At 73.8% G+C, this 24,644-nt stretch carries 19 protein-coding genes, 4 tRNA genes and 1 riboswitch; of the genes, 10 read left to right on the top strand and 13 right to left on the bottom strand.

The annotated features are described in order from the left end of the window. Positions 1-15 precede the first annotated feature (15 nt). On the bottom strand, positions 16-3,264 hold the full coding sequence (locus BJ981_RS32080) for an AfsR/SARP family transcriptional regulator (RefSeq protein WP_184617119.1): 3,249 nt from the start codon (positions 3,262-3,264) through the stop codon (positions 16-18). 331 nt (positions 3,265-3,595) lie between these two features. Here BJ981_RS32080 and BJ981_RS32085 point away from each other — a divergent pair, with 331 nt between their 5' ends. Next, on the top strand, positions 3,596-4,969 hold the full coding sequence (locus BJ981_RS32085; RefSeq protein WP_184617120.1) for an FAD-binding oxidoreductase: 1,374 nt from the start codon (positions 3,596-3,598) through the stop codon (positions 4,967-4,969). Between the two features lie 332 nt (positions 4,970-5,301). On the opposite strand, the gene BJ981_RS32090 is transcribed toward BJ981_RS32085, so the two are convergent. Together BJ981_RS32090 and BJ981_RS32095 are read right to left on the bottom strand one after the other, a co-directional pair. Then, on the bottom strand, positions 5,302-6,408 hold the full coding sequence (locus BJ981_RS32090) for a serine hydrolase domain-containing protein (protein ID WP_184616695.1): 1,107 nt from the start codon (positions 6,406-6,408) through the stop codon (positions 5,302-5,304). 29 nt (positions 6,409-6,437) lie between these two features. Further along, on the bottom strand, positions 6,438-7,025 hold the full coding sequence (locus BJ981_RS32095) for an NADPH-dependent FMN reductase (protein ID WP_184617121.1): 588 nt from the start codon (positions 7,023-7,025) through the stop codon (positions 6,438-6,440). A 253-nt stretch (positions 7,026-7,278) separates the two neighbouring features. On the opposite strand from BJ981_RS32095, the gene BJ981_RS32100 reads away from it, so the two are divergent. Further along, entirely contained in the window at positions 7,279-7,584 is a 306-nt protein-coding gene (locus BJ981_RS32100; protein ID WP_204070606.1) for an SAV_915 family protein, read from the top strand. Between the two features lie 71 nt (positions 7,585-7,655). Here the strand turns inward: BJ981_RS32100 and BJ981_RS32105 are convergent, their stop codons facing one another. From BJ981_RS32105 to BJ981_RS32130, 6 genes are all read right to left on the bottom strand, one after another. Further along, positions 7,656-8,216 carry a DJ-1/PfpI family protein gene (locus BJ981_RS32105; RefSeq protein WP_184617122.1) on the bottom strand — a complete coding sequence of 187 codons (561 nt, stop codon included), beginning with the start codon at positions 8,214-8,216 and terminating at the stop codon, positions 7,656-7,658. Between the two features lie 252 nt (positions 8,217-8,468). Then, complete coding sequence (locus tag BJ981_RS32110; protein ID WP_184617123.1) at positions 8,469-9,107, bottom strand: hypothetical protein; 639 nt, start codon at positions 9,105-9,107, stop codon at positions 8,469-8,471. Between the two features lie 251 nt (positions 9,108-9,358). Next, a tRNA-Val gene (locus BJ981_RS32115) sits at positions 9,359-9,433 on the bottom strand. Positions 9,434-9,449: 16 nt separating this feature from the next. Then, positions 9,450-9,522 (bottom strand) — tRNA-Gly (locus BJ981_RS32120). Positions 9,523-9,598: 76 nt separating this feature from the next. Then, positions 9,599-9,669: transfer RNA gene (locus BJ981_RS32125), tRNA-Cys, on the bottom strand. An 11-nt stretch (positions 9,670-9,680) separates the two neighbouring features. Beyond that, positions 9,681-9,753 (bottom strand) — tRNA-Gly (locus BJ981_RS32130). A 358-nt stretch (positions 9,754-10,111) separates the two neighbouring features. On the opposite strand from BJ981_RS32130, the gene BJ981_RS32135 reads away from it, so the two are divergent. The 3 genes from BJ981_RS32135 (at position 10,112) to BJ981_RS32145 (ending at position 13,253) form a co-directional block, all read left to right on the top strand. After that, on the top strand, positions 10,112-10,387 hold the full coding sequence (locus tag BJ981_RS32135; protein ID WP_184617124.1) for a hypothetical protein: 276 nt from the start codon (positions 10,112-10,114) through the stop codon (positions 10,385-10,387). Between the two features lie 15 nt (positions 10,388-10,402). Beyond that, positions 10,403-12,223: a glutamine--fructose-6-phosphate transaminase (isomerizing) gene (glmS, locus tag BJ981_RS32140; protein WP_184617125.1), complete on the top strand. Its 1,821-nt coding sequence runs from the start codon at positions 10,403-10,405 to the stop codon at positions 12,221-12,223. An 85-nt stretch (positions 12,224-12,308) separates the two neighbouring features. Continuing rightward, the gene (locus BJ981_RS32145) at positions 12,309-13,253 is read left to right on the top strand and encodes a pirin family protein (RefSeq protein WP_184617126.1); all 945 of its coding nucleotides are present in this window, start codon (positions 12,309-12,311) and stop codon (positions 13,251-13,253) included. A gap of 22 nt (positions 13,254-13,275) precedes the next feature. Here BJ981_RS32145 and BJ981_RS32150 read toward each other — a convergent pair whose 3' ends face one another. Beyond that, positions 13,276-14,286: a sigma-70 family RNA polymerase sigma factor gene (locus BJ981_RS32150; protein ID WP_184617127.1), complete on the bottom strand. Its 1,011-nt coding sequence runs from the start codon at positions 14,284-14,286 to the stop codon at positions 13,276-13,278. 100 nt (positions 14,287-14,386) lie between these two features. Beyond that, positions 14,387-15,274, bottom strand: a complete 888-nt coding sequence (locus tag BJ981_RS32155) for a hypothetical protein (protein WP_184617128.1) — start codon at positions 15,272-15,274, stop codon at positions 14,387-14,389. Between the two features lie 237 nt (positions 15,275-15,511). Between BJ981_RS32155 and BJ981_RS32160 the strand changes: the two genes are divergently transcribed. Together BJ981_RS32160 and BJ981_RS32165 are read left to right on the top strand one after the other, a co-directional pair. Next, the gene (locus BJ981_RS32160) at positions 15,512-16,759 is read left to right on the top strand and encodes a sensor histidine kinase (RefSeq protein ID WP_184617129.1); all 1,248 of its coding nucleotides are present in this window, start codon (positions 15,512-15,514) and stop codon (positions 16,757-16,759) included. A 40-nt stretch (positions 16,760-16,799) separates the two neighbouring features. Beyond that, a complete protein-coding gene (locus tag BJ981_RS32165; RefSeq protein ID WP_184617130.1) occupies positions 16,800-17,468 on the top strand; it encodes a response regulator transcription factor in 669 nt (222 codons plus the stop codon). Positions 17,469-17,512: 44 nt separating this feature from the next. On the opposite strand, the gene BJ981_RS32170 is transcribed toward BJ981_RS32165, so the two are convergent. Together BJ981_RS32170 and BJ981_RS32175 are read right to left on the bottom strand one after the other, a co-directional pair. Further along, the gene (locus tag BJ981_RS32170) at positions 17,513-18,529 is read right to left on the bottom strand and encodes a polyprenyl synthetase family protein (protein WP_184617131.1); all 1,017 of its coding nucleotides are present in this window, start codon (positions 18,527-18,529) and stop codon (positions 17,513-17,515) included. Then, the gene (locus BJ981_RS32175; RefSeq protein WP_184617132.1) at positions 18,526-19,623 is read right to left on the bottom strand and encodes a hypothetical protein; all 1,098 of its coding nucleotides are present in this window, start codon (positions 19,621-19,623) and stop codon (positions 18,526-18,528) included. Before BJ981_RS32175 ends, BJ981_RS32170 begins: the two co-directional genes overlap by 4 nt. Positions 19,624-19,864: 241 nt before the next feature. Between BJ981_RS32175 and BJ981_RS32180 the strand changes: the two genes are divergently transcribed. The 3 genes from BJ981_RS32180 to BJ981_RS32190 all read left to right on the top strand — a co-directional run bounded on the left by BJ981_RS32180 (position 19,865) and on the right by BJ981_RS32190 (position 24,458). After that, positions 19,865-20,827 carry a Bug family tripartite tricarboxylate transporter substrate binding protein gene (locus tag BJ981_RS32180; RefSeq protein ID WP_184617133.1) on the top strand — a complete coding sequence of 321 codons (963 nt, stop codon included), beginning with the start codon at positions 19,865-19,867 and terminating at the stop codon, positions 20,825-20,827. A 68-nt stretch (positions 20,828-20,895) separates the two neighbouring features. Further along, positions 20,896-21,089, top strand: a riboswitch (cobalamin riboswitch). Between the two features lie 115 nt (positions 21,090-21,204). After that, the gene (locus BJ981_RS32185; protein ID WP_239139614.1) at positions 21,205-23,463 is read left to right on the top strand and encodes a ribonucleoside-diphosphate reductase subunit alpha; all 2,259 of its coding nucleotides are present in this window, start codon (positions 21,205-21,207) and stop codon (positions 23,461-23,463) included. Then, the gene (locus tag BJ981_RS32190) at positions 23,463-24,458 is read left to right on the top strand and encodes a ribonucleotide-diphosphate reductase subunit beta (RefSeq protein ID WP_184617135.1); all 996 of its coding nucleotides are present in this window, start codon (positions 23,463-23,465) and stop codon (positions 24,456-24,458) included. The genes BJ981_RS32185 and BJ981_RS32190 overlap by 1 nt, the downstream gene beginning before the upstream one ends. Positions 24,459-24,644: the final 186 nt, after the last annotated feature.

Raw genomic sequence — 24,644 nt, forward strand, 5'->3', positions numbered from 1 at the left:
GGATACCGGCCGGTTTCAGATGCAGGCGCGGTCGGCCACCGATCTTGCCTCCTCGGGGGCGAGCGCGCCGCCGCGGGCGAACTCGGCGGCGAAGCGGTCCTCGCCGAGGGTGTGCCGCGCCCGCGCCTCGATACGGTCGACGTCGCCGCGTTCGGCCGGGGCGAGCGGCAGCGCGCTGGAGGCCCGGGCCGCGGCGGCCGCGCCGAGGAGCTGGGCGGCGGGCGCCGCGCACTCCGACAGCGCGAGCGCCCCGGCCAGACCCTCCAGCGCCAGCGCCTTCTCGCGCGGCGCGCCGAGCCGGTCGGCGACCGCGAACGCCTCCAGGTGCAGCGCCCTGGCCGCCGGGGCGTCCCCGCGCTGCTCGGCGACGAAGCCCAGCTCGGCGAGCACCATGGCCAGGTGCGGGGGCTCCTGCGCGGCCTCCTGGCGCGGCGCGGAATCCAGGACCTCGCGCAGGTGCCGTTCGGCGGTGTCCAGGCACCCGTCCTTGCGCGCGGCGAAGGCGAGCCCCATCTCGGCGAAGATCTGCAGCGGGCGGAACCCCTGCTCCCTGGCGAGGCGCACGGCCTCCTCGCAGAACTCCCTGGCCCGCTTGTAGTCGCCGAGCTGCAGGGCGATCCAGCCGAGCCAGGCCAGCCGCCCGGACACCTCCGGCCACAGGGCGAGCTCCCGGGCCATGCGCAGCCCCTCGGTGTGCAGGTGGCGGGCCCGCTCGTAGTCGCCGGTCATCTCGGCCAGCGCGCCGAGCCAGCCCGACGCCTGCAGCTCGCCCCAGCGGTCGCCGAGCACCTCGAACAGCTCGGCGCTGCGCTCCCCGTCGCGCCGCAGCGCCTCCAGGTCGCCTCTGAGGTGCGCGAGCTTGGTGCGGGTCACCAGCGCCGCGGCCACGCCCCAGTCGTCCCCGATGGCGCGGAACCCCGTCAGCGCCCGGTCCAGCAGCTCCTCGCCGGCGACCAGGTCCCCGGCGTCCAGGCCCGCGTAGCCGAGGAACCACTCCGACCTGGCCCGCCCGGCCGGATCTTCGACGCCGTCGTACGCGCGCAGCGCGGCGTCGCGCCCGGCGGTGTGGTCGGGCGCGCCGCCCTGCAGCAGGACGATGCCGGCGTGCCAGGCGGTGGCGCGGGCGCGCAGCGCGGCGGGCGCGTCGCCGTCGAGGGCCAGCGCCGCCTCCAGGGACCGGCGCGCCTCGGTGAGCCTGCCGCGCAGGAACCAGTACCAGGCGAGCGCGTTGACGATGCGCAGCGCGCACGCGGCGTGACGGTCGGCGACCGCGCCGTCCAGCGCGGCCCGCAGGTTGGGGGTGGCGGCGTCCAGGCGGGCCAGCCACCGCCGCTGCTCCCGCCCGTACAGGCAGGGCTCGGCCTTCTCGGCCAGGTCGGCGTAGTGCTCGTGGTGGCGGCGGCGCACGCGTTCGAACTCGCCGGCCTCGTGCATGCGCTCCAGGCAGTACACCGCCACCGATTCCAGCAGCCGGTAGCGGGGCCCGTCCACGCCGTGGACGGCCACCACCAGCGACCGGCCGACGAGGCGGGCCAGCAGGTCGAGGACGGCCGGGGCGGGCAGGTCCTCGCCCGAGCACACCGCCTCGGCGGCCTCCAGCGTGCACCCGTCGGCGTGGACGGCCAGGCGGCGCAGCACGATGCGCTCGGGCGCGGTGAGCAGCTCCCAGCTCCAGTCGATCATCGCGGTCAGGGTCTGCTGGCGCGGCGGCGCGCCGCGGTGGCCGGTGGCCAGCAGCCGGAAGCGGTCGTCGAGCCGGGCGACCAGCCCGTGCACGCCGAGCGTCGGCACCTTGGTGGCGGCCAGCTCCAGCGCCAGCGGGATCCCGTCCAGGCGTCGGCACAGCACTGCGACGTCCCCGGCGGTGCCGGCGTCCAGGGTGAAGCCGCGCGCCGCCGCCGAGGCCCGCGTGACGAACAGGCGGACCGCGCTCGACTGCTCCAGCGCGGCCGGGTCCCCGCCGGCCGCGCGCTCGGGCACCTCCAAGGGAGGCACGTTCCAGACGACCTCTCCGGCGAGGGCGAGAGGCTCCTGGCTGGTGGCGAGGATCCGCAGACCTGGGACGGCCCGCAGCAGGGCCTCGGTCATCTCGGCGACCTGGTCCACCACGTGCTCGCAGTTGTCCAGCACGAGCAGCGCCCGCCGGGGGCGCAGCGCGGTGATCAGCCGGTCCAGCGGTGTCAGCGGGTGCCCCGCCGTCCCGCCGTCCCGCAGGTCCAGCGCGGACATCACCGCGTCGATCAGCGAGCCGAGCACGTCGGGGGTGCCGAGGCGGTCAAGGACGGCCAGCTCGACGAGCCACACCCCGTCGGCGTAGGACTCGGCGAGGCCGGCGGCGATCTCCAGGGCCAGCCGGGTCTTGCCGACGCCGCCGGGCCCGGTCAGCGTGACCAGGCGCGCGGAGTCGAGCTGGGCGCGGACCTCGGTGACCGCGTCCTCCCTGCCGATCAGGGCGGTGATCGGGGCCGGGAGGTTGGTGAGCGGGCGCGCGGCCGTGGCCCGGGCCTCGGGGGCGTCCAGCGAGGGGTCCTGGGTGAGGATCGCCCGGTGCAGGGCCACCAGCTCGGCCCCCGGGTCCAGGCCGAGCTCCTCGGCCAGGCGCGCGCGCAGCTCCTCGTAGCCGTCCAGCGCCTCGCTCTGCCGCCCGGCCCGGTACAGGGCCCGCAGGTGCGCGGCGCGCAGCCGCTCCCGCAGCGGGTACTCCCGGACCACCTCGGCCAGCTCGTCGGCGAGCAGGGTGTGCTCGCCGAGCGCGAGCCGCGCCTCGGCGTGGTCCTCGCGCGCGGTCAGCCGCTGCTCCTCCAGGCGGGCGATGGCCGGGCGGGCGAAGGCGTCGTCGGCGAAGTCGGCGAACGCCGGGCCCCGCCACAGGGTCAGCGCGTCCGACAGCAGCGCCGCCCGGACGCGGGGATCTTCACGGTCGCGGGCCTCGGTGACCAGGGCCTGGAAGCGGCGCGCGTCCACGGCGGCGGCCTCGACGCCGAGCTGATATCCGGCGGGGCGGGCGGCCAGCAGCTCGCGCGCGCCCGGCTCGGCGTCCTCCAGCGCCCGGCGGAGCTGGGAGACCTTGGCCGACAGCGCGCCCGCGGGGTTGCCGGGCGGCCGGTCCCCCCACAGGTCGTCGATGAGGCGGTCGGCGGGCACCGGGCGCCCGTCGTGCAGCAGGAGATCGGCGAGCAGCGCGCGGACCTTGACCCCGGGGATCGTCACAGGATCGCCGTTCGCCGTCCAGACTGCGAGCGGTCCCAGGACCCCGAAACGCATGAACGCCACGATATCGCCACACCTCACGGAATCACGACCCCTTACGGCGGCTGCGCAGGAGCCCGTAAGCGAGACAGCAAGATGCCGTAAACCCTCTGCTCCAGAGTGAAACACAATAGGCCGCACATACGCGCGAAGGAGCCGCAGATGGCCCTGCACGACGCCCGTCCTTCACGGCGGCGGGCTCCGTCCGCGCCGTACGGGCGCCCGGCGGGCCGTCCCGGCACGACCTTCCGCTCCGGCCGTAGAGAACGGCCCGCCTGCTCCGACTTCTCCGGTGAGGGCCGCCCGCACGCAGGACGCTCTTCGATGGAACAGGGAAGGTTTTGAGATGACCCAGCACGTACAGGAGCAGACGTACGGATACCCCGGGCTCGACGGCGCGGGCGCCGCCGCCCGGCTGCGGGGCCTCGGCTTCGAGGGCGCCGTGCACCTTCCAGGGGAGGACCCCTACGAGGAGAGGCGGCAGCCCCTGTTCGACACGATCGACCCCTATCCCGCGATCGTGGCCGAGCCCTCGGGGCCCGCCGACGTCCGCGCCGCCGTGCTGACCGCCCGCGAGCACGACCTGCCGCTCGCCGTGCAGGCCACCGGGCACGGCACCCACGTCCCCGCGGACGGGGGCGTCCTGCTGCGGACCGACGGGCTCTCCTCCGTCGTGGTGGACCCGGCGGAGCGCGTCGCCCGGGTCGGCCCCGGCGCGCTGTGGGGCGACGTCATCGCCGCCGCCGCGCCGTTCGGCCTGGCGCCGCTCGCCGGCTCCTCGCCCGACGTCGGCGTGGTCGGGTACACCCTGGGCGGCGGCCTCGGGTGGCTCGGCCGCGCCTACGGCTTCGCCGCCGACAGCGTGGTGCGCGCCGAGGTCGTCACCGCCGACGGGGGGTTCGTCGCCGCGAGCCCCGACAGCCACGCGTCGCTGTTCTGGGCGCTGCGCGGCGGCGGCGCCAACTTCGGCGTCGTCACCCGGCTGGAGTTCCGCCTGTACCCGGCCGCCCAGGTCCACGCGGGCTTCGCCTACTACCCGATCGAGCGCGCGGCCGACGTCCTCACCCGCTACCGCGAGTGGATCGCCGACGCGCCGGACGCGCTCAGCACCGCCGTCGTGCTGCGGCGCGTCCCCGACACCGACCTGTTCCCCGAGGCGGTCCGCGGCAGGCGCGTGGTCGTGCTCAAGGCGATGTACGCCGGCGCCTCCGAGGACGCCGAGCAGCACCTGCGCCCGCTGCGCGAGGCCGCCGGCCCGGCCCTGGTGGACGACATCCGGCCCACCACCTTCGCGGCGGCGGCCATGGGCGGCCAGCCCGCCCGCTTCCTCGACCTGTACCACGGGCTGCCCGACCCGGTCCTGCACGCGCTCGCGAACGCCGTCGAGGAGGACCCCGACTCGCCCGTGTCCGCCGTGGAGATCCGGCACTGGGGCGGCGCGATGGCCGACCCCGGCCCCGGCGCCGGTCCGGTGGGCCACCGCTCGGTCCCGCTGTCGGTCATCATCGACGCCGACGTGCCCGAGCTCACCGCCACGCTCCGCCCGTACGGCACCGGCGGCTCGTTCCTGAACTTCCTCGACGACCCCGGCAACGTCCCCGCCGCCTACACCACGGCGGACTACCGGCGGCTGGCCGAGGTGAAGAGGGAGTACGACCCCGCCAACCTGTTCCGCCTGAACCACAACATCGCGCCGGCGCTGCCGGTGCGCGCCGGCTGACCCGCCGCACACCAGGGGCCCGGGCGACACCGCCCGGGCCCCTCTTCGCGTGCCGCCCCGGCCTGCGGGGCGGTTCTCGTGCCTTCCCGGTCGTGCCCGTTCCCGGTGTGCCCCGGAACGGCGCACGGCCTCCGGGGCGCACCGGCGATCAGGGAGGGTGCGCCCCGGAGGCCGTGCGCCGGGAGCGGCGCCGTGATCTCCGGAAGGGGGGGACGACGGAGCCAGGCCGGGTCCGGATTCAGGTCGGACCCGGCCTGGCGGCTCGGGGGAGGGGAACGGGGCCGGCCAGGCCCGGGTTCAGGACGGGCCTGGCCGGCCGGCTCAGGGCCCGGTCAGGTGAGGTGCTTGGTGACCAGGGCGGAGATCGGGGCGATGTTGGTGTAGTCGCCGGGGGTGAAGCGGGTCTTGGTGACGGCGAAGGCGATGTCGTTGGTCAGGTCGACGTCGGCGACGCTGCCGCCGGCGCCGGGCCAGCCGATGATGGTGGCCTCGGCGGGGGCGTCGGGGACGGGGCGGCCGATGGAGTAGCCCAGGGCGTATTGGGTGGGCATGCCGAAGATCTGGTCGGTGTCGGCGACGGCGACCTGGGAGATCTCCTTGAGGCGCTGGTCGGAGACCAGGGTGGTGCCTTCGATGTGGCCGGCCAGGGCGGCATACACCTTGGCGACGCCGCGGGCGGTCATGGTGCCGCCGGCGGGGATGTCGGCGGCCAGGTAGTCGTCGCGGTTGCACAGTTCGGCCGACAGTTGGACGGCGGGGGGTGCGATCTTGAAGAAGGTGGGCATCATGGCGCGCAGTTGTTCGAGGTCCATCTGGGGGCCGACCTGCTCCAGGCGGGCGACGCGGGAGAGTTCTTCGGTGGGGACGCCGAGGTAGATCTCGCGCTGGAGGCCCAGGGGGGTGGCGATCTTGTCGTGCAGGACTTTGGAGATGGGGTCGCCGGTGGCGCGGCGGACGATCTCGCCGAGGATGTAGCCGAAGGTCTGGGGGTGGTAGCCGACCTTGGTGCCGGGTTCCCACCAGGGCTGGGTGTCGGCGATGGCGGCGGTGATCTTGTCCCAGTCGAGCAGGTCTTCGGCGGTGGAGTCCTCCGGGACGCCGGGGACGCCGACGGTGAAGGCCAGGGCGTGGCGGATGGTGGCGTCCTGCTTGCCGTGGGCGGCGAACTCGGGCCAGATCTGGGCGATGGGGGTGTCGTAGTCCAGGACGCCTTGTTCGGCCAGGACGTGGATGAGGGTGCTGGTGAGGGACTTGCCGGTGGAGGCGACGTAGACGGGGGTGTCGCTGGTGAGGGGGCGGTCGGTGGCGGGGTCGGTGCCGGCCACGGCGTCCACGACCAGGTCGCCGTCCTTGTACACGGCGACCTGCAGGCCCCGCTCGGCTCCGGACTCGACCAGCTCGTCGATGGTCTTCTGCACTTCCTGCTGGAGATCGCTCATATCCGCTTCCTGTCGCTCTCGATGTGCTCTCAGGTGGTGTACGGACGCGCGGCCCGCGCGTCGCGCAGGGCGTGCGCCCACCACGCCAGCTGGTCGAGCGTGGTCTTGATGGCGCTGTTGCACTCGGCGCCGGGCCTCGGCCAGCTCCCGTCCGCGGCGAACAGCTCCCAGTAGCAGGGCAGGCTGATCACGTTGCGGATCGGGACGGCGTGCAGCTCGGTGAAGACCTGGCGCAACTGGGCGACGGCGTGCAGGCCGCCCGATTCCCTGCCGTAGGAGACGAAGGTGACGGGCTTGGCCTTCCACTCCTCGTAGTACCAGTCGATGGCGGTCTTCAACGGCGCCGGGAAACTCTGGTTGTACTCGGGGGTGACGATGACGAACGCGTCGGCGGCGGCGAGGCGCGGCGCCAGGGCGCGCACCTGCGGGGGCAGGGGCTCGTCCTGGTCGGTGAGGACCTCCGGCAGCCGGGTCTCCGCCAGGTCGATCAGGTCGACGTCCAGGTCGCCCCGCCGGACGGCCCGGGCGCTGAACCAGCGGGCCACGGTGGGGCCGAACCTGCCGTTACGGGTGCTGCCGATGATGACGGCCACCCGCAACCTGTGGCTCTCCGGCATCTCCGCCTCCTGATCGTTCGCGTTCGCGTCGACGTCCTCACTGTGCCGGGCCGCGTTTACGGTTTGTTGCTCACCGGCTTACGGCCGCCTGCGCGCACCGCGCCACGGCCGCCGCGTCAAGGCCGCGTCGGTTCTTCCTCCGCGGGCGTCAGGGGCGCGTCAAGGGCGCGGTTCACCCCGCTTTTCCCGGCATAACGTGACGTCGCAGGCGGTCCGCGCCGCCTCGTGAAGCCCGTTTCCTGGGAGGAAGATCGTGAGAAGCGAGACCGATCCGCTGCTGGTGGTCCCGGTCCGGGGGAGCTCCGTCGTGTCGCTGCGCCTGTTCCGCACCGCGGCGGGGAAGAAGACGGCGGTCGCGTTCTCCTCGCCCTTGGCGCTGGCGAAGGTGCTCGGCGCCGGCCACGGCTGGATACGCATCAGCGAGCCCGCCCTGCGGCGCATGCTCGCCGACCTGGACGTCACCGGCATCGTGCTCGACCCGGCGGGCACCCTGCCCGCCCGCACGCCCGCCCGCGCGCCCGAGCGGCGCCCCGCCGTCCGTCGCGTGAGGGCCGCCTGATGTGCGTCCTCGCCCAGAGCCTCGCCGCCGAGCCCGGCGAGCCCGCCGAGCCCGGCGACGGCGCGCCGGGGTCAGGCCGGGGAGGCGACCTTGAGGATCTTGAGGAACTCGCGCATCCACGCGGGGTGGTCCGGCCAGGCCCTGCCGGTGACCAGGTTGCGGTCGATGTGCGCCTCGCTGTCCACCCACGTCCCGCCGGCCACCTCGACGTCGGGGGCGCAGGCCGGGTAGGCGCTGGACGACCTGCCGCGCAGCACGTCCGCGGCGGCGAGGATCAGGGGGCCGTGGCACAGCGCGGCGATGGGCAGGTCCCGCTCGGCGAAGTGCCGCACGATGCGGCGCACGTCGGCGTCGTTCCTGATGTACTCCGGCGCCCGCCCGCCGGGGATCACCAGCGCCGTGTAGCCCGACGGATCGACGTCGGCGAAGGCGAGGTCGGCGGGCCATGAGTGGCCGGGCTTCTCGGTATAGGTGTCGAAGCCGTCCTCGAAGTCGTGCACCACGAACCTGAGCTTCTTGACGCTCGGCGCCGCGATGTCGACCTCGTACCCTTCCTCCAGCAGTCGCTGGTAGGGGTACATGACCTCCAAGTCCTCGGCCGCGTCCCCGGTGATGATCAGCACCTTCGCCATCACGAACCCCCTCGCCCGGCACGTGCGTCCTTCACCCCGATCGTGCTGGGCGGCACCTGCGAGGTCAAGCGTCCGCGCTCCGGTAGCGCCCCCGGCCGGGCGTCCTCCGGCCTCCGCGGGAAGCATCCACGCGGAACCTATCGGGAATCTACTGCGAGACCCGCGATATACGCGCGTTCGCGACTCGTCGAACAATGGGGCGGCGTGGTGAGAGCCGTTTCGGCAAGCACTCCGCGTAATGAGGCTTCCAGGTCATTCGCCAGGCCTGGCCGTCCACGTCGTGAATGCGATCACCAGCTCCGCGGTCTCGGAATTCCGCGCGACCACACGTACCAGGGAGAGGCGCTTCTCGTCGGTGGTGACGCAGAACCGGGAGCCGGGACCGAGGCGGTCAAGAGGGATCTCCGTGAGGTGGTCCCCTTCGCGGGCCAGGGCCGCGGCGCACGCGGCATAGGTGGTGGCGCGGGTGAGCGTGTAGCTCACCTTGGGGTCGGCGCCGTGGATCGAGTCGTCCTCCAGGATGATCTCGGCCGGTCCGCCGTCCCGGGCCGGGCCGACCTGGAGGGACGCACGGCCATGCCCCGGGTGGCCGGTGTCCAGGTCCACCTTGTCGCGGTCGTTGGTGGAGATCCATGAGGAAGCGTGCAACGTGTAGGAATTGCGGCTCACCTTGACGGCGGGCGACGGTGACGGGCCGGCGGAGGAGGCGTTCGGGGCCGCCGCCGGCTCGGAGAGATCCCGCGCGAGCGTCACGCCCGCGAAGACGGTACTGATCAGGCCCGCGAGCCAGCCGATTCGTTCGATCCAGGTCCACACCGCGGTCGAGTCCGGCATTTTCCGCCGGCGGAGCATTCTGATCAGCAAAGTACCTATAAAAGCGACAACCGTCACGAGTCCGGATATCCATATCGTGAGCATGAGTCCCTCGCAATGCACGGCGAACTGGGCAGCTCATCATGCCGAATCGATCATGCGAAAGTGCGCGTCTCGGAGGAATATCGCTGCAGTAGGCCGACTGTCGCTTTTCCGGCTTGATGGAGGGAATGGGTGGTCTGTGGAGCGGCGTCCAAGGTCGGCCGTGACGCCGGTCGGGCGTGCCGAGGGAAAGAAAAACCCCCAGGTCCATGACCTGGGGGTTGAGATGGTGGGCGATACTGGGATTGAACCAGTGGCCTCTACCGTGTCAAGGTAGCGCTCTCCCACTGAGCTAATCGCCCTCGAATGAGGATTCAGAGCGGACGACGGGATTCGAACCCGCGACCCTCACCTTGGCAAGGTGATGCTCTACCAGCTGAGCCACGTCCGCGCGATCACCAGGGCCTTGTGGGCCCCTGCGACGCCTGTCTCACTTTACCGGATCCCGGCGGTGCGAGATCCCGTCGAGGTGGAGACGGGATTTGAACCCGTGTACGCGGCTTTGCAGGCCGCTGCCTCGCCTCTCGGCCACTCCACCAGGATCTTCCGAGCGGACGACGGGATTCGAACCCGCGACCCTCACCTTGGCAAGGTGATGCTCTACCAGCTGAGCCACGTCCGCGTGGGCCCGGGGTGACCCCGGCCACGCGAAAACTCTAGCGCGTCCGGAGACCTGGTGTGCGCAGTCCGGCGGGCGAGCCGCCGCGGAAGGGCGGAAGATCGGGTTCCGTCCGGGCGTCGCGGGGCGTCATCCGGGCGCGTGGCACGTGTGAGGGGTGAAGTTCGGGGAAGGGGCGGTCCGGGCGCGTGGTCACGCGGCTGCCGGGTACTGGGCGTCCATGGTGACGCCGGAAGAAGACCGCTCTCCCTGTCCATTGCCTGTCCCATGCCGGAGGGCGAGCGCTTCTAGTGCGTATCCTTGCCCGAAATCGGGCAGAAATCTTGGCGTGTCATCTCTTTCCTGCGTAAAGTCCTGGCCTATGTCCACGGCCCGGTACTCCCACGAGGACCTGATCGCCCATCTGACGCGGACGACGTCCCTTGGCCGGGGTGAGGCCGCGCGGGTGGTGGCGGAGGTCGTGGCCTACTTCTCCGAATCCGTGGAGGAGTACGTCCGGCGCCGCCATGGCGAGATGAAGTCCCGAGGTCTGACCAACGACCAGATCTTCCCGGGGATCGCCGCCGAGCTGTCGGACCGCCGCGTCGCGGCGCCCGAGCTGTCGCTGCGCCAACTGCGCCGCATCGTGTACGGCTAGCGCAAGGAGATTGGTATGTGCGGAATCGTCGCTTATATCGGGCCGAAGGACGCGGCGCCGATCCTGTTGGAAGGGCTGCAGCGCCTGGAGTACCGCGGCTACGACTCGGCCGGGCTGGTGGTGAACAACAAGGGACTGAAGGTACGCAAGGTCAAGGGCAGGGTCGCCGACCTGGCGGCGGCCGTGCCCGCCCGGTTCAGGGGCGGCCTCGGCATCGGGCACACCCGCTGGGCCACGCACGGCGTGCCGAACGACGTCAACGCCCACCCCCACCTCGACACCAAGGAACGCGTGGCGGTCGTCCACAACGGCATCATCGAGAACGCCGACGAGCTGCGCGCCAAGCTCGTCGCCGACGGCGCGGTCTTCGTCTCCGAGACCGACACCGAGGTGCTCGCCCACCTCGTCGCCCGCACCGTCCAGGACACCGACTCCCTCGAGGAGGCCGTCAGGCGGGCGCTGAAGAGCGTCGTCGGCACCTATGGCATCGCCGTCGTGGACGCCGAGCGCCCCGGGGAGATCGTCGTCGCCCGCAACGGCAGCCCGATCGTGCTCGGCATAGGCGAGAAGGAGATGTTCTGCGCCTCCGACGTCGCCGCGCTCGTCCGCTACACCCGCCAGGTGGTGCACCTGGAGGACGGCGAGCTGGCCGTGCTGCGGGCCGACGGCTTCCGCACCCTCACCATGGACGCCCGGGTCACCTCCAAGGAGCCGCTGACCGTCGACTGGGACGCCGGCCACTACGACACCGGCGGGTACGAGCACTACCTGCTCAAGGAGATCTCCGACCAGCCCGAGTCGGTGGCCCGCACGCTGCGCGGGCGCCTCGACGACCGCTTCCACATCGCCCACCTGGGCGGGCTCAACCTCGACCCCCGCGAGACCCGCGCCTTCCGCCGCGTGAAGATCATCGGCTGCGGGTCCGCCTACTACGCCGGCCAGATCGGCGCCCAGCTCATCGAGGAGCTCGCCCGCATCCCCGCCGACGCCGAGCCCGCCTCGGAGTTCCGCTACCGCAGCCCCGTCGTCGAGCACGACACCCTCTACGTCGCGGTGAGCCAGTCGGGGGAGACCTACGACACGCTCGCCGCCGTGCAGGAGCTCAAGCGCAAGGGCGGCCGGGTGCTCGGCGTCGTCAACGCGGTCGGCAGCGCCATCGCCCGCGAGGTGGACGGCGGTGTCTACCTGCACGCCGGCCCGGAGGTCTCGGTGGCGTCCACCAAGGCGTTCACCTCCACGGCCGTCGCGTTCGCCCTGATCGCCCTGCACTTCGGCCGCGTGCACGACCTTTCCCCCGCCGACGGGCGGCGCATCGTCGAAGGGCTGCGCAAGCTCCCCGAGCAGATCCAGGCCATCGTCGACCAGGGCGACGCCATCGCCGAGCTGGCCCGCAAGTACGCGCCGCACCCGAGCATGATGTTCGTGGGCCGGGTGCGCGGCTACCCGGTCGCCCGCGAGGGCGCCCAGAAGCTCAAGGAGATCTCCTACGTGCACGCCGAGGCGTACCCGGCGAGCGAGCTCAAGCACGGGCCGCTGGCCCTGATCGGCCCGGACATGCCCACCGTCGCGATCGTCCCCGACGACGAGCTGCTCGACAAGAACCTCACCACGCTCGGCGAGATCCGCGCCCGGGGCGGCAAGGTGCTCATGATCGGGCACCGCGAGCCGGACGCCAGGCTCGCCGAGGACGTCATCGTGGTGCCGAAGAACGAGGTCGAGCTGGACCCGATCCTGCTGAGCATCCCCCTCCAGCTCTTCGCCTACCACGCGGCGGTCGCCCTCGCCCGCGACGTGGACAAGCCCCGCAACCTGGCCAAGAGCGTCACGGTCGAGTGACCTCGGCGTGGCGGCGCGCCGCTGCACCGACGCGCCGCCCGCGGGCGCCCGCCGGGCGCGAGCGGGGGAGTCGTACAGTCGTCGGGTGAGCAACCTGGAACGCGAACCGCGCGAAACGGTGTGCGAGGGCTCGGCCGAGGGGCCCGCGCGCGAGCTGCTGGCCGGGCGCGACGTCGTCCTCGGCGGCCCGCGCGGCATGAAGGTCACCCGCACGCTGCCGAACCGCGACCGCCGCATGGTCGGGGCCTGGTGCTTCGTCGACCAGTACGGCCCCGAGCCCGCGGTCATGCGGGTCGCCCCCCACCCGCACACCGGCCTCCAGACGGTGACCTGGCTGCTCGAGGGCGAGGTCCTGCACCGCGACAGCCTCGGCAGCGCCCAGGTGATCACGCCGGGCGGGCTGAACCTCATGACGGCCGGGCGCGGGATCTCGCACTCCGAGGAGTCCACCCGCGAGGGCGTGCTGCACGGCGTGCAGCTCTGGGTGGCGCTGCCCGACGGCGCGCGGCACACCGACCCGGCCTTCGACCACCACCCCGACCTGCCCGTGCTGACCGCCCCCGGCGTGCGGGCCACCGTCATCGTCGGCGAGCTCGGCGGGGCCGTCTCACCCGCCCGGGCCTACACCCCGCTGGTCGGCGCCGAGCTGGCCTTCGACGACGGCGCGGCGGTCACCCTGCCCGCGCGGCCGGACTTCGAGTACGCGGCGATGGCGCTCGGCGGGACGGCCGAGGTGGACGGCGTGCTCCTCGAACCCGGGCCGCTGCTGTACCTGGGGTCGGGCCGCGCCGAGCTGGCCTTCGCCGCCGGGAACGGCGGCCGGGTGCTCCTGCTCGGCGGGGAGCCGTTCGAGGAACGGCTCGTCATGTGGTGGAACTTCGTCGGCCGCGGCCACGAGGAGATCGAGCGCTTCCGCAAGGAATGGTCGGAGGGCACGGCGTTCGGCACCGTGCACGGCTACGACGGCGCCCCGCTGCCCGCGCCGGTCCTGCCCGCCACCCCGCTCAAGCCGCGCTCCCGCCACCGTTGAGCCCCGCTGGGCGCTTCCCGGCTCAGGCCGCCCTACCGTGGAAAGGACGGGTGCGGGGCAGGCCGAACGTCTCGAACAGGCGGGGCCCCATGAAGTTGGCCACGTGGCTCACCCCCGCCGGGGTGACGGTCAGCACCTGGAGCGCGAAGCCGGTGTAGTCTCCCGCGCCGTCGCGCAGGTACAGCCCGAACGCGGCCTGCCCGTTGGCCGAGGCCGGCACGAGCAGCGTGCGGCCCGGACGGGCCGGGCACACCGACTCCAGATGGCGGGCGATGCGCTCGGGGCCCTGGTACCACGCGGTGTACGGCGGCATCTCCCACACCACGTCGTCGGTGAACAGCGCGACGATCGCGCCGACGTCCTTGCGCTCGAACGCCGCGACGTACCGGTCGAGCAGCTCGCGCTCGCGCGCCTCCGTCGGCTCGGCGACCGACTCCTCGCTCGGGGACACCCGGGCGAGCTGCGCGCGGGCGCGCTGCAGGAGGCTGTTCACCGCCGTGGTCGTGACGCCGAGCATGGACGCGACCTCGGCCGCCCGCCACCGCATCACGTCCCGCAGGATCAGCACGGCGCGCTGGCGCGGCGGGAGGTGCTGCAACGCGGCGACGAACGCCAGCCGCACGCTCTCGCGCGTGGCGACGATCGCCGCCGGGTCGTCGCCCTCGCCCACGCCGGACAGGGCGTCGGGCAGGGGCTCCAGCCAGGGGACCTCGGGCCGGGAAACCAGGACGTCCGAGGGGTCGGACCCGGGCAGGCCGAGACCGGCCGGCAGCAGGCGCCGGCTCCGGCCCTCCAGCGCGGAGAGGCAAGCCGAGGTCGCGATGCGGTGCAGCCAGGTGCGCAGCGAGGAGCGGCCCTCGAACCCGTCGTAGGCCCGCCACGCGCGCAGGTACGTCTCCTGCACGAGGTCTTCCGCGTCGTGCGCGGACCCCATCATGCGGTAGCAGTGCGCCAGCAGCTCGCGCCGGAACGGGTCGGCCAGGCGCGGGAAGTCGTCGCGGGCGCGGGTCGGTTCGTTCGTGGTTTCCGGCATGACGCGGCCTTTCATCCCCCGGAGTCCGGTCCGGCGGGCGGGCGGGCCGCCCGCCTCGCCGGTGTCCGTCCTGTATACCGGCCGCCTCCGACGAAAACCGTCAGCGCGGCGGTCCCCAGTTGGCGACCGAGGAGATGCGGTCGTTCCAGCCGATCGCGGTGAGGTCGGCCCAGGCGTGCCCGCCCCAGGGGTCTCCGGTGTAGGCGGGGGAGAAGAAGGAGCTTCCGCCCCCGTTGACGTGCTCGTAGTAGGTCACGTTGCAGTCGGTCGCCGACATGGAGCTGATCGTGTCGTTCCAGTCGCTACGCGACCAGATCGGCCCGTGGTGCACGCGGGTGAGGTCCGGCCACCAGAACCCGGCCTCCAGCCAGAACCAGTCACCGTCGAAGTTGTGGTGCTCGAACATCTGGACCGTCCCCCGCGTGAAGGGCGCCCCGGCGGCGCTCCGCACACCGTCCGAGGCGGAGGTCCGCACACCGTCCGAGGCGGAGGTCCGCACACCGTCCGAGGCGGAGGTCCGCACACCGTCCGAGGCGGAGGTCTGCGCGCGGGTCAGCGAGGCGACCCACAGCGCGGTCCGCAGCGGCCGGTCGTCGGTGAACGCCAGCAGCCGCGGCTCGCCGTTCGCGTGGCTCGCCACGAAATGCAGGGGCCGGCCGTCGAAGCGGACCAGGTCGGCGGGGTCGTGCTCGACGCCGTCCACGACCACGGCCATGCTCGGCGGCCGGTGCGTGACGCGCCCGTTCGGGGCCGCGGGCCCGCCGGACGCCTCGCCGGGCCCGAGCGGCGCGGACGCGCCCACCGGCTCCGGCGACGCCGAGCGCGGGGCGCTCAGGCCGCGCCGGACCAACCCCTCCAGGGTGGTGATGCCGTTCTCCCGCAGAACCTCCAGCACGTCCTCCTCCCGCAGGCCGCCGACGTGCTCGGAGAACTGGAGAAGCCGTTCGACGCCGCGGCGCGTGTCATCGCCGAGCTGCTGAGTCGTCATGGGTGATTGAACCTCCGGTCCGCGCGTGGACCCCGGCACCCCGCCGGGACCCGCCTTGTGACCAGGCACGACAGGCGTCACCTGGGGGGACGCTCGGACGGTATCACGCGCGTGACCGGTCAACTGCGGAGCGTGGTGGCCGGACCGGGACATCGCGCTCTCCCGGACGCCGCGTTCCGTATATTTCCCTGATGTCTCCACGCGGGGGCGAGCGGAGAAGTCTGGGAGGATCGGCGGGTGGGCGTTCGCGGGGTGGCCGGGCCGCTGTTCAGCGCCACGACCTATCGGCGTGCGGTGCATCTGCTGCTCGGTGGGGTGCTGCTGTTGCCGTACCTGTTGCTCGGGTGGGCGTTCGCGCGCATGTACGCCGTTCCCGGCGCGCCGCAGGTGCTCCTCGCCGTCGTGCTGGCGGTGACCGCGCTCGTCGGGCTGGTGCCGCCGTTCCTGCGCGGCACCCGGGCCCTGGAGATCGCGGCGGCCCGCTCGCTGCTCGGCGTGGCCCTGCCCGACCCTCCCGCGACCGCCGAGCGGGGCCGGGCCGCGCGCGAGACGCGGCTGCGCGCGGCCCTGTGGTTCGCCGTCCACCTCTGCGCGGGCGGAGTCGTCGCCCTGCTCCTGTTCGTGCCCGTGGCGATGGGCCTGGCGTTCACGCTCCAGTGGCTGGACCTCGCGGGCGGCGCGCTGGCCGGGCTGCGGCTCGGGCCGCTGGACGAGCACGACACCGGGTGGCTCGCCCTGCTCGGCGCGGTCTTGCTGGTCGGCGCGCTGTACGCCGTCGCGGGGCTCGGCGGGCTCGCGGCCGTGATGGCCCCGGTGCTGCTCGGACCCTCGCCCGCCGAGCGCATCGCCGCGCTGGAGGCCCGCGCCGCCCGGCTCGCCGAGCGCAACCGGCTGGCCCGCGAGCTGCACGACTCCATCGGCCACGCGCTGACCGTGACCACGCTGCAGGCGGCGGCGGCGCGGGAGGTCCTGGAGAAGGACCCGGCGTTCGCCGCCCGCGCGCTCGCCGCGATCGAGGAGACCGGCAGGGCCGCCGCGGAGGACCTGGACCGCGTCCTCGGCATGCTCCGCGAGCCGGACGACGCCCACGGCCCGCCGGAGCCGCACGGCCGGCTGGCCGACCTGGACCGTCTCGTGGCGCACGCGCGCGGCGCCGGCGTCGAGGTCGGCGCGCGCGTCGAGGGGCCGGTGGACGGGCTTCCCGCCGCGGTGTCGCGCGAGGGGTACCGCATCGTCCAGGAAAGCCTCACCAACGCGCTGCGGCACGCCGGCCGGGTGCCCGTGGCGCTGCGCGTCCGCGCCGACGCGCGCACGCTCGCCATCGAGGTGACCAACCCGGTCACCGGCGTCCCCGGCCGCCGCCAGGGCGGGCACGGGCTCTCCGGCATGCGGGAGCGGGTCGCCATGCTCGGCGGCTCCATGACCGCCGGGGTGCGGGACGGGCAGTGGCGGGTCTCGGTACGGCTGCCGGTGGGGGAACCGTGATCACGGCCGGGGCGCGCCGGCCCCAGGCGGAGGGGGCGCGATGACGGTCATCCGGGTGGCGCTCGTCGACGACGAGGAGCTGATCCGGGTGGGGCTGCGCGTCATCATCGACGCCCAGCCCGACCTGGAGGTGGTCGGCGAGGCCGCCGACGGCGCCGAGGTGATGCCGATGGTGGCGCGCGGCCGTCCCGACGTGGTCCTCATGGACGTGCGGATGCCGGCCATCGACGGCATCGAGGCCACGCGCCGCCTGCTGGCCGCCTCCGGCGAGCCGCCCCGGGTGCTCGTCGTCACCACGTTCGAGAACGACGACCACGTGTACGACGCGCTGCGGGCGGGCGCGAGCGGGTTCCTGCTGAAGCGGGCGCGCCCGGCCGAGGTCGTGCAGGCGGTGCGCGTGGTCGCCCGCGGGGAGTCGCTGGTGTTCCCGGCCGCGATCCGCCGCCTGGCCGGCGCCCACGGGCGCGGCCCCGCCACCGGCCCGGCGGCCGACCGGCTCCGCCGCGCCCGGCTCACCGAGCGCGAGGAGGAGGTCCTGCGGCTCATGGCCGCCGGGCTGTCCAACGCCGAGATCGCCGCGCGCCTGGTCGTGGGCGCCGAGACCGTCAAGACGCACGTCGGCAACGTCCTGGCCAAGCTCGCCGCCCGCGACCGCACGCAGGCCGTGATCGTCGCCTACGAGTCCGGGTTCGTCAGCCCCGAGGGGTGAGGCCCCATGCCGTTCCGGCACGGGGCCGGGGCCCGGTGGAGGCGTCAGCCGGTCCCGGAGGCGCGGGCGGCGAGGTGGGCGCACATGGCGATCAGTTCGGCGCGCGCCGGAGAGCCGGGCAGGGCGTCCAGGGCGTGGCGGGCGCGGCCGGCGTGCCGGGCGACCTCGGCGCGGGCCTCGGCGAGGCCGGGGGAGCGCCGCAGCAGGCGCGTGGCGGCGGCCAGGCGTCCCGGGTCGGTGACGGGACCGCGGGCGAGCAGCCCGCGCAGCCGCGCCGGTGTCCGGCCCCGCCCCCGCAGGGCCCGGAGCACCGGCAGCGTCGCCACCCCTTGGCGCAGGTCCGCGCCCGCGGGCTTGCCCGCGCGCCCGTCCGGGCCCGCGATGTCGAGCACGTCGTCGCACAGCTGGTAGGCGACGCCGTACGCCTCCCCGAACGCCCCCAGCGCCTCCCGCGCCTCGGGGCCCGCCCCCGCCGCCTGCGCCCCGAGGCGGGCGGCCAGCGCGAACAAGGCCGCCGTCTTGTCGGCGATGACGCGCATGTAGTACCGCTCGGGATCGGCGTCGCGCCCCGCGCCGACGGTCTCGCGGAGCTGCCCGGTCACGAGCCGGGTCATCATCCGCGCCTGCTCCTGCGCCGCCGCGGGCCCGAGCGGCGCGACCAGCTCGGCGGCCCTGGCCACCAGGTAGTCCCCGGCGAGGATGGCCACCCGGTTGCCCCACCTGGCGTTGACGCTCGGAACTCCCCGCCGCGTCGCCGCCTCGTCCATGACGTCGTCGTGGTACAGCGAGGCCACGTGGATCAGCTCCACGGCCGCCGCCGCGCGCGGCACCTCCGGCCGGTCGGGATCCCCGAACCGCGCGGCCAGCAGGGCGATCCTGGGACGCAGCCGCTTGCCGCCCGCGGCCAGCAGGTGCGTCGCGACCGTGGTCAGGAAGGGGTCGCCGGGGGCGCGCAGCGTGGCGGCCAGCAGCTCCTCCACCTCCGCCAGGGCGTGGCGGGTCCACTCCGCGAGGGGACGCTCGCCGTCCGAGAGGGCCAGGGGGCCCGGCACGCCCGTCATCCCCGCCTCCCGCACATCGGGCACGCGCCGCGCCGCCGCAGGTAGTAGCAGAAGGCGGCGAACGCCAGGGCCGGGCCCCACAGCAGCCAGAGCGCGTGCGTGCCGAGCAGCACCGGGCTGTAGCCGGTCAGCCGGCCGAGCTCGGGCGAGGTGACGATGCCGAGGCCCGCCGTGACGACGATGGGCGCCACGTACGCCGCCGGGATCACGGCGAGCGTGATGGGGACGCGGCGGCCCGCCAGGCCGGGCGTCCAGTGGGGGAACACCTCTCCCCAGCGCTGGACGAGACCCAGCGTGAGCGCCGCCCCCGCGACGGCGGCCGTCGCGAGCCCCGCGCCCGCCCAGACGCCGCCGCTGTCCCACAGCGAGCGCAGCAGCGCGTCGTCGATGCCGAGCGGGATGCCCGCGAGCCAGGCGTACCGGCTCGCCGCGTACAGCAGGGGGATCACGACGGCCGCGGCCGTCGCCCAGCGGCTCAGCGCGAGCAGGCGGCGCCGGTCCCGCGCCGAGCCGTCGTGGCGCCGGCCGCAGCGGGCGCAGGCCCCCCGGGCGCGCCGCTGCCAGGACAGCACCGTGAACGCCACCAGATAGCCGCCGGCCAGGCACCAGACCTGGTTCAGCAGCGACCAGTCGAACACGGCGGCGTAGTCCACGCCTCGCGGCCAGCCGAAGGGGGCGCCGAGGATCAGCATCGGCGCGTACCCGGTGAGCGCGAGGACGTCCTCGGTCGGCACGCCCACGAGCAGGACCGCCGCCACAGTCCAGCCGAAGCCGAGCAGGGCGGCGCGCGCCGGGCGGCCCGGCGACACCGCGTGCCGGCCCGCCATGGCCAGGGCCGCGACGGCGGTGACGAGCAGCACGGTCGCGAAGATCGGCGCCCCCGTCGAGGCGGGCGGCGACCGCAGCAGCGCGGGGGAGTCCTCCGCGTGTCCCGGCCCGAAGGGGTAGCCCTTCCCGGAGATCGTCCAGAACAACGCCACCACTCCGTACAGGGCGGCCCACACCGCCGCCGCGTATCCCGCCCATCCGGCCCACCCGGCTTTCCGGGGAGAGGTGGTGGTGGACGGTGTGGTGTCGGATCGGGTGTCGGACACGATGGCTCCCATTTCGACGGGCGAAAGACCAACGTGTCCACATTCGCCGCGCGCCGTTGACCGGCGACTCCCCCCGCATCGGGAACCGCCTCCCCCGTACGGGGGACCGCCTCTCCCGCGCGGTGAGCGGGACGTCGAGGTGGGTCAGGAGCGCGGAGGACGTCAAGGATCCGTTCTCGTGCCGTGTGCCGGGCCGCTGAAATGGGCATTTAGCCCGATATCGGGGGAAAGGGCGTGAACCATGCGTCGTCGCCAGGTTCTCGCGCTCGGCGCGGGGCTCGTCGCAATGGCCGCCGGGTGCGGCGGCGCCACCGGCACGCGCGGCCCCGCCACCACGCGGATCTCGATGGTGGTGCCGGGCCCGGCGGGCGGCGACGCCGACAGGGTCGCCCGGTCGCTGAAAGGAGTGGCCGAACGCGAGTCGCTGGCCAGGGCCGTCCACGTCGAGACCAGGCCCCTCGCGTCCTGCCTGGCCGAGTTCACCCGGGCGCCCCGCGCCGACCAGGTCCTGATGGCCGAACCCGAGCTGGTCGGCACGGTGCGCGCCGCCCGCCCGTCGGGCGCCTTCGCCGGCACGACCCCGGTGGCCCGGCTCTGCGGCGAGTGGGAGCTGATCGCCGTCCCCGCGTCCTCGCGCCTGGCCACGTTCGGCGCGTTCGCCGACGCCCTGCGCCGCGACCCCGGCCGGCTCGCCGTCGCGGGCAGGAACGAGGGCGGCGTGGACCACCTGCTGCTCGGCATGCTCGCCCAGAGCCTCGGCGTCGACGCCCGCCTGGTCCGGTACGCGGCCCACCCGACCTGCGACGACGCCGTCGCCGCGCTCAACGGCGGCGGCGCGGCCGCCGTCATCGCGGGGCAGGCGGCCGTGCGGGCGCGCGTGCGCTCGGGAGAGCTGCGCGTGCTCGCGGTGTCCTCGCCCGAGCGCATCCCCGGCCTGGAGGCCCCGACGCTGCTGGAGTCCGACGTCCACCTGTACTGCGCGAACTGGCGCGGCCTGCTCGGGCCGGGCCGCCTCGCCGACGACGACCGCGCCGCGCTGGCCCTGCTGTGCCGGGACGTGGCCGAGTCGCCGCGCTGGCAGGCGCTGTGCGGGCGCAACGGCTGGACCCCCTTGTACCTGGACGGCGAGGACTTCCGGCAGTGGCTCGGCGTGGAGTCGGCCCGCCTCGGCCGCGCGCTCGGCGAGCTGGGCGTGCGGGCCTGACGGTGACGCTCCGTACCCCTGCTCGACACAACTTATAGGGGTTGTTGCGCGCCGCGCCACTAGATGTAGGATCCATGCTCGTCGCTGGTTCGCTTCGGCGAGGTAAGAGGGAAGCCGGTGTGAGTCCGGCGCTGCCCCGCAGCGGTGAGCGGGAACGACCGCCGTCACAAGGCACTGGGCCGCAGGGCCCGGGAAGCGACGGCCAGTAGGGGTGTGCCGTGCGCCCGCGAGCCCGAAGACCTGCCCGTGACGTCGTCCAGGCCCCGAGGGAGGGCCGCGAGACGAGGTCGTCCCGGCATGCCCGCATGAGGGCCGCCGGGCCATGTCTTCGTGCGCTCCTTCCTCGCGGCACCCCGTTCGCACGAAGGAGACAGCAGGTGACCGTGACCGACGCGGTGACTCACCCGGCGAGTGACGCGGCGACCGTCCCGCCCCCGGCCTACCGGCGGGACGCGGCCGGCGAGCGACGGCGGCTCGCCATCGAGGAGGCCGCCGCCCGGGTCATCGCCGACCCGGAGAACTCCCGCCTCGCCGCCCGGCTGCTCGCCGAGGAGATCGCCGAGGAGGCGGCGGCGCACGGCGTGCGGAGGTTCTCGGAGTCGGTCGCGGCCACGCACGCCGCGGGCCTGGTCCACGACCGGCTCGCCGCGTTCGTCCGGGACCACGCCGCCGCGCTGGACGCTCTCACCGACCCGGAGGGGGACGGCCGCTTCGAGTACTTCGGGCTGCGCACCGTCTACGACCGCTACCTGCTGCGCCACCCCGTCACCCGGGGCGTCCTCGAGACCCCGCAGCACTTCTTCCTGCGCGTCGCCTGCGGCCTCGCGCGGACCGTCGCCGAGGCCGGCGAGCTGTACCGGCTGATCTCCACGCTGTCGTACCTGCCGAGCTCGCCCACGCTGTTCAACTCCGGCACCCGCAGGCCCCAGCTCTCCTCGTGCTTCCTGCTGGACTCCCCGCGCGACGAGCTGGACGGCATCTACCAGCGGTACGCCCAGGTGGCGCGCCTGTCGAAGTACGCGGGCGGCATCGGCATCGCCTGGACCAGGGTCCGCGCGCGCGGCTCGCTGATCCGGGGCACCAACGGGCTGTCCAACGGCATCGTCCCCTGGCTGCGCACGCTGGACGCCAGCGTCGCCGCCGTCAACCAGGGCGGGCGGCGCAAGGGCGCGGCCTGCGTCTACCTCGAACCCTGGCACGCCGACGTCGAGGAGTTCCTCGAACTGCGCGACAACACCGGCGAGGACGCCCGGCGCACCCACAACCTGAACCTGGCCAACTGGGTGCCCGACGAGTTCATGCGCAGGGTCGAGGCCGACGCCGAGTGGTCGCTGTTCGACCCCAAGGAGGTCCCGGAGCTGACCGACCTGTGGGGTGAGGCGTTCGAGACCGCCTACCGCGAGGCCGAGGCCGCCGGACGGCAGGTCCGCAAGGTGCCCGCCCGCGCGCTGTACGGCCGCATGATGCGCACGCTCGCCCAGACCGGCAACGGCTGGATGACGTTCAAGGACGCCGCCAACCGCGCGTCCAACCAGACGGCGCTGCCGGAGAACGTCATCCACCTGTCCAACCTCTGCACCGAGATCCTGGAGGTGACCAGCGACGCCGAGACCGCGGTGTGCAACCTCGGCTCGGTCAACCTGGCCGCCCACCTGACCGGCGGCGGGCTCGACTGGGCGCGGCTGCGCGCCACGGTGGCGACCGCCGTCCGGTTCCTGGACAGGTCCATCGACCTCGGCTACTACCCGACGCCCGAGGCCGAGGCCGCCAACAGGCGCTGGCGCCCGATCGGGCTCGGCGTGATGGGCCTGGCCGACGTGTTCTTCGCGCTGCGCCTGCCCTTCGACGCGCCCGAGGCGCTGGCCCTGTCCACGCGCGTCGCCGAGGAGATCGCGCTCGCCGCCTACCGGACGTCCTGCGACCTGGCCGAGGAGCTCGGCGCCCACCCGTCCTACGGCGACACGCGGGCGGCGCGCGGGACGCTGCACCCGGACCACTACGCCGACGCCCGGCCCGTCCACCCCGGCGAGTGGGCGGCGCTGCGCGAGCGCGTCGCCGCCACCGGCCTGCGCAACTCGCTGATGATCGCGATCGCTCCGACGGCGACCATCGCCTCGATCGCCGGATGCTACGAGTGCATCGAGCCGCAGGTGTCCAACGTCTTCAAGCGCGAGACCCTGTCGGGGGAGTTCCTGCAGGTCAACCGCTACCTGGTGCGCGACCTGCGGGAGCGCGGGCTGTGGACGCCCGAGGTCAGGGACGCGATCAAGCGGGCGGACGGCTCGGTCCAGGACATCGCGTCCATCCCCGAGGACCTGCGCGCGCTGTACCGCACCGCGTGGGAGCTGCCGCAGAAGGCGCTGATCGACATGGCCGCGGCGCGCCAGCCGTACGTCGACCAGTCGCAGTCGCTGAACCTGTTCATGGCGGCCCCGACCATCGGCAAGCTGTCCTCGATGTACGCCTACGCCTGGCGCGCGGGGCTGAAGACGACCTACTACCTGCGCTCCCGCCCGGCCACCCGCATCGCGCAGACCACCGTCGCCGTCCCCGCCACGGCGTCCGCGACGCCCTCGGAGCCCGAGGCCGTCGCCTGTTCCCTGGAGAACCCCGAGATCTGCGAGGCGTGCCAGTGATGCTGCTCGACCCCGGCATGAACCTGACCCTGCGTCCGATGCGCTACCCGGACTTCTACGAGCGCTACCGGGCCGCGATCCGCAACACCTGGACGGTCGAGGAGGTGGACCTGCAGTCCGACCTCGCCGACCTCGCCCGGCTCGGCCCGCAGGAGCGCCACCTGATCAACCGCCTGGTGGCCTTCTTCGCCACCGGTGACTCGATCGTCGCCAACAACCTCGTGCTCAACCTGTACCAGCACGTCAACGCGCCCGAGGCGCGGCTGTACCTGTCGCGGCAGCTCTTCGAGGAGGCCGTGCACGTGCAGTTCTACCTCACGCTGCTCGACACCTACCTGCCCGACCACGACGAGCGGGCCAAGGCGTTCGCGGCGATCGAGCACATCCCGTCCATCCGGGACAAGGCCGAGTTCTGCTTCCGCTGGATCGACTCCATCGAGGGGCTGGCCCGGCTGGAGACCCGCGACGACCGGCGGGCCTTCCTGCTCAACCTGATCTGCTTCGCCGCGTGCATCGAGGGGCTGTTCTTCTACGGTGCCTTCGCGTACGTGTACTGGCTGCGTTCGCGCGGCCTGCTCGGCGGGCTGGCCACCGGGACGAACTGGGTGTTCCGCGACGAGTCCATGCACATGGAGTTCGCGTTCGCGGTCGTGGACACCGTGCGGGCCGAGGAGCCCGAGCTGTTCGACGACGAGATGGGCGCCCAGGTGACCCGCATGATCGAGGAGGCGGTCGCCGCGGAGCTCGCGTTCGCCCGCGACCTCTGCGGCGAGGGCGTCGCCGGGATGACGGCCGAGGGCATGCGCGAGTACCTGGAGTACGTCGCCGACCGGCGTCTGGCCCGGCTGGGCCTGCCGCCGCGTTACGGGTCGGCCAACCCGTTCGCCTTCATGGAGCTCCAGGACGTGCAGGAGCTGGCGAACTTCTTCGAGCGGCGCGTGTCGGCCTACCAGGTGGCCGTGGAGGGCACGGTGCGCCTGGACGAGGCGTTCTGACCCGCCGTCCCCGCCGTGGCGTATGAGCCATGTCTCTCTTTTTCATGATTCGTAATTCGATGTCTGGTTAGAACTGCGCGAGAGCCGGCGCGTGGCCCTGGGGCCCGCGCCGGTGGCACGTCCGTGAGCGGTGCCGCTGGAGGCCGCTGAAGGCCGCGGGAGGAGGTGATCGATTCCACCCCGGAC

It is taken from the genome of Sphaerisporangium krabiense, from assembly GCF_014200435.1.
GTDB classification, from domain to species: Bacteria; Actinomycetota; Actinomycetes; order Streptosporangiales; family Streptosporangiaceae; genus Sphaerisporangium; species Sphaerisporangium krabiense.

Coding starts and splice junctions, on each gene's coding strand:
- BJ981_RS32080 (WP_184617119.1), bottom strand. CDS start 3,264: ATGCGTTTCGGGGTCCTGGGACCGCTCGCAGTCTGGACGGCGAACGGC.
- BJ981_RS32085 (WP_184617120.1), top strand. CDS start 3,596: ATGACCCAGCACGTACAGGAGCAGACGTACGGATACCCCGGGCTCGAC.
- BJ981_RS32090 (WP_184616695.1), bottom strand. CDS start 6,408: ATGAGCGATCTCCAGCAGGAAGTGCAGAAGACCATCGACGAGCTGGTC.
- BJ981_RS32095 (WP_184617121.1), bottom strand. CDS start 7,025: ATGCCGGAGAGCCACAGGTTGCGGGTGGCCGTCATCATCGGCAGCACC.
- BJ981_RS32105 (WP_184617122.1), bottom strand. CDS start 8,216: ATGGCGAAGGTGCTGATCATCACCGGGGACGCGGCCGAGGACTTGGAG.
- BJ981_RS32135 (WP_184617124.1), top strand. CDS start 10,112: ATGTCCACGGCCCGGTACTCCCACGAGGACCTGATCGCCCATCTGACG.
- glmS (WP_184617125.1), top strand. CDS start 10,403: ATGTGCGGAATCGTCGCTTATATCGGGCCGAAGGACGCGGCGCCGATC.
- BJ981_RS32150 (WP_184617127.1), bottom strand. CDS start 14,286: ATGCCGGAAACCACGAACGAACCGACCCGCGCCCGCGACGACTTCCCG.
- BJ981_RS32155 (WP_184617128.1), bottom strand. CDS start 15,274: ATGACGACTCAGCAGCTCGGCGATGACACGCGCCGCGGCGTCGAACGG.
- BJ981_RS32165 (WP_184617130.1), top strand. CDS start 16,800: ATGACGGTCATCCGGGTGGCGCTCGTCGACGACGAGGAGCTGATCCGG.
- BJ981_RS32170 (WP_184617131.1), bottom strand. CDS start 18,529: ATGACGGGCGTGCCGGGCCCCCTGGCCCTCTCGGACGGCGAGCGTCCC.
- BJ981_RS32180 (WP_184617133.1), top strand. CDS start 19,865: ATGCGTCGTCGCCAGGTTCTCGCGCTCGGCGCGGGGCTCGTCGCAATG.
- BJ981_RS32190 (WP_184617135.1), top strand. CDS start 23,463: ATGCTGCTCGACCCCGGCATGAACCTGACCCTGCGTCCGATGCGCTAC.